The organism is Achromobacter sp. D7-1, from assembly GCF_059760445.1.
The window spans coordinates 1-2,748 of sequence record NZ_JCBAMT010000163.1 but is presented as its reverse complement, the minus strand read 5'-3'; the positions used below and the strand labels follow the sequence as shown (position 1 = coordinate 2,748).

At 65.9% G+C, this 2,748-nt stretch carries 2 protein-coding genes and 1 tRNA gene; all 3 read right to left on the bottom strand.

Annotated elements, in window-relative coordinates:
- Nucleotides 1-44: 44 nt before the first annotated feature.
- The 3 genes from AC6LKD_RS32545 to tilS all read right to left on the bottom strand — a co-directional run bounded on the left by AC6LKD_RS32545 (nt 45) and on the right by tilS (nt 2,607).
- A tRNA-Ser gene (locus tag AC6LKD_RS32545) sits at nt 45-137 on the bottom strand.
- 87 nt (nt 138-224) lie between these two features.
- The gene (locus AC6LKD_RS32540) at nt 225-1,490 is read right to left on the bottom strand and encodes an aspartate kinase (protein WP_041654177.1); all 1,266 of its coding nucleotides are present in this window, start codon (nt 1,488-1,490) and stop codon (nt 225-227) included.
- Nucleotides 1,491-1,632: 142 nt separating this feature from the next.
- Nucleotides 1,633-2,607, bottom strand: a complete 975-nt coding sequence (gene tilS, locus AC6LKD_RS32535) for a tRNA lysidine(34) synthetase TilS (protein ID WP_041655896.1) — start codon at nt 2,605-2,607, stop codon at nt 1,633-1,635.
- Nucleotides 2,608-2,748 lie beyond the last annotated feature (141 nt).

The window sequence follows — 2,748 nt, the reverse complement described above, 5'->3', positions numbered from 1 at the left end:
GTTTTTTATCTCCGGTGCTGACCGAAGCCAGATCGGAGAGAATCTGGCGGAGATGGTGGGATTCGAACCCACGATGCAGTTTTTAGCCACATACTCCCTTAGCAGGGGAGCCCCTTCAGCCTCTCGGGCACATCTCCGAAGAGAACGAGATTCTAGCACGACTTTTTTCACTCTTGCCCGCTATCGGGCGTACATCGCAAAAAAAATCGTGCCGGAGTCTTATATCAGGCCTTTTCGCCAGGCGCCTGGTCCAGGCCGAAGGCCTTGTGCAGCGCGCGCACGCCCAGTTCCATGTACTTGTCGTCGATGATCACCGAGGTCTTGATCTCGCTGGTGCTGATCATCTGGATGTTGATGCCTTCTTGCGAAAGCGTCTGGAACATCAGGCTGGCCACGCCCACGTGCGAGCGCATGCCGATGCCGACGATGGAGACCTTGGCGACCTTTTCGTCGGTGGACAGTTCACGCGCGCCCACGGCGGGGATGACTTCGCGCTTGAGCAGATCGACGGCGCGGGCGAACTCGTTGCGGTTGACCGTGAACGAGAAGTCGGTCGTGCCAGCCACGGACTGGTTCTGCACGATCATGTCGACGTCGATGTTGGCGGCGGCGACCGGACCCAGGATGGAGAAGGCGATGCCGGGCTTGTCCGGAACGGCCAGCAAGGTGATTTTGGCTTCGTCGCGGCTGAAGGCGATGCCGGAGACAACGGCGGCTTCCATTTTTTCGTCTTCCTCAAAAGTAATCAGCGTGCCCGAGACCATTTCTTCTGCGAGCGGGATAAGCGGGTCGGTCAGCGAGGACAGGACCCGGACCGGCACACGGTATTTGCCGGCGAATTCAACCGAGCGGATTTGCAGGACCTTGGAGCCCAGCGACGCCATTTCCAGCATTTCCTCGAAGGAAACGACGGCCATGCGGCGCGCTTCCGGCACCACGCGCGGATCGGTCGTGTAGACGCCGTCCACGTCGGTGTAGATCAGGCATTCGTCGGCCTTGATGGCGGCCGCCACGGCCACGGCCGAGGTGTCGGAACCGCCACGGCCCAGCGTGGTGATGTGGCCTTCGGGGTCGATGCCCTGGAAGCCAGTGACGATGACCACGCGGCCTGCGTCCAGATCGGCGCGGATGCGCTCGTCGTCGATCGACGAGATGCGCGCCTTGGTGAAGGACGAGTCGGTGCGCACGGGCACTTGCCAACCGGCATAGCTGCGCGCCGGCACGCCTTCGGCCTGCAGCGCGATGGCCAGCAGGCCGCTGCTGGCCTGTTCGCCGGTGGCGGCAATCATGTCGAGCTCGCGGCTGTCGGGCTGGGGCGTAATCTCGCGCGCCAGGCCGAGCAGGCGATTGGTCTCGCCTGCCATCGCCGACGGAACAACGACAACCTGGTGGCCGGCAGCGTGCCACTTCGCGACGCGACGCGCCACGTTCTTGATGCGCTCGACCGAGCCCATCGAAGTACCGCCATATTTGTGAACGATCAGGGACATCTCGTACTCTGGCTGGGAACCCGCCGCAAAAGGTTGACGGGCAAAGCCGTATATTCTAGCGCGACGGTAAAAATTTGCGCAGCTTGTGCAAAATTCCGTCCACACCGCGACTTTTGGGGGACACCAAGCGGGACGAGCCCGCCTACTCCCTGGGTTCGACCCAGACCCTGCCCCGGTGGCAGCGGATGACGTGGCCGGCCTGCTCGACCCGCAACTGGCGGTCATGGCCCAGGCTGTGCAGCCCGCGCAGTTGGCGCAGCAGATCGCGCATCCTGGCGTCGGTCGGCATCCTGGCGCCATTGCGTTCCAGCCAGTGCCGCAGCACATGCGCCTGGCGCGCCTCGGACAATCCGCGCCACGCCTGCAGCGAAAAGCTGGCGCCGTCGCCGGAAGGGTCGAGCGTGGCGAAATCTTCCCGCGCCACCTCGTCAAGGATCTCGGCCGCCTCGCCCATGTGCCGCGCGTGCCGCGCGACGATGCCGCGCCACCCCGGCCAGCGGGCGTCCAGCACCGGGGCCAGCAATTCGCGCAGAGCGGCGCGCGTGTAGTGGGGATCGGCATTGGTGGGATCCTGCACCGGACGCCAGCCGGTGGCTGCCGCCACCGCATCCGCGGCATGCAGGATCGCGTCGCGGTCCACTTCCAGCCAGGGGCGCAGGTAGAGCAGGCCATCGCGCCTGGACACCGGCGCCATGGCAGCCATGCCGGCCAGACCGGTGCCGCGCAACAGGCGCAGCAAGACGGTTTCCGCCTGGTCGTTGCGATGATGGGCCAAAAGGATATGCGTCACGCCCTGCTCTCGCGCCAATTGCGCCAACGCGGCATAGCGGGCATCGCGCGCCGCCGCCTCGATCCCTTTGCCCGCGGCCTGGGCCACCTCGACCCGCGCCACCGACAACGGCAGCGCGAGCAGATCCGCCAGCGTGCGCACATGCTGCGTCCATGCATCGGCGGCGTCCTGCAAGCCGTGATGCACATGGAACAACATCAGTTCCATGCCCAACTCGCGCACCAAGGCGGCCGCGTGCACGGCCAGCATGGCCGAATCGGCGCCGCCGCTGAGCGCCACGGCGATGCGCGGTGGACGCTCAGGCAGAGCCAGCAAGGCCCGGCGCAGTGCCGTGATCAGTTCGGGCGAAACGGGAAGGGAATGAACGACGCCCGCCTCGGCCCGGTGCGTGGCGGCGGGCGTCTGGCGGGCGGTCATGGCGAGATGGCGCGTGGCGCGAGGCCGTGGCGCCGGCACATGGGCCGGCGC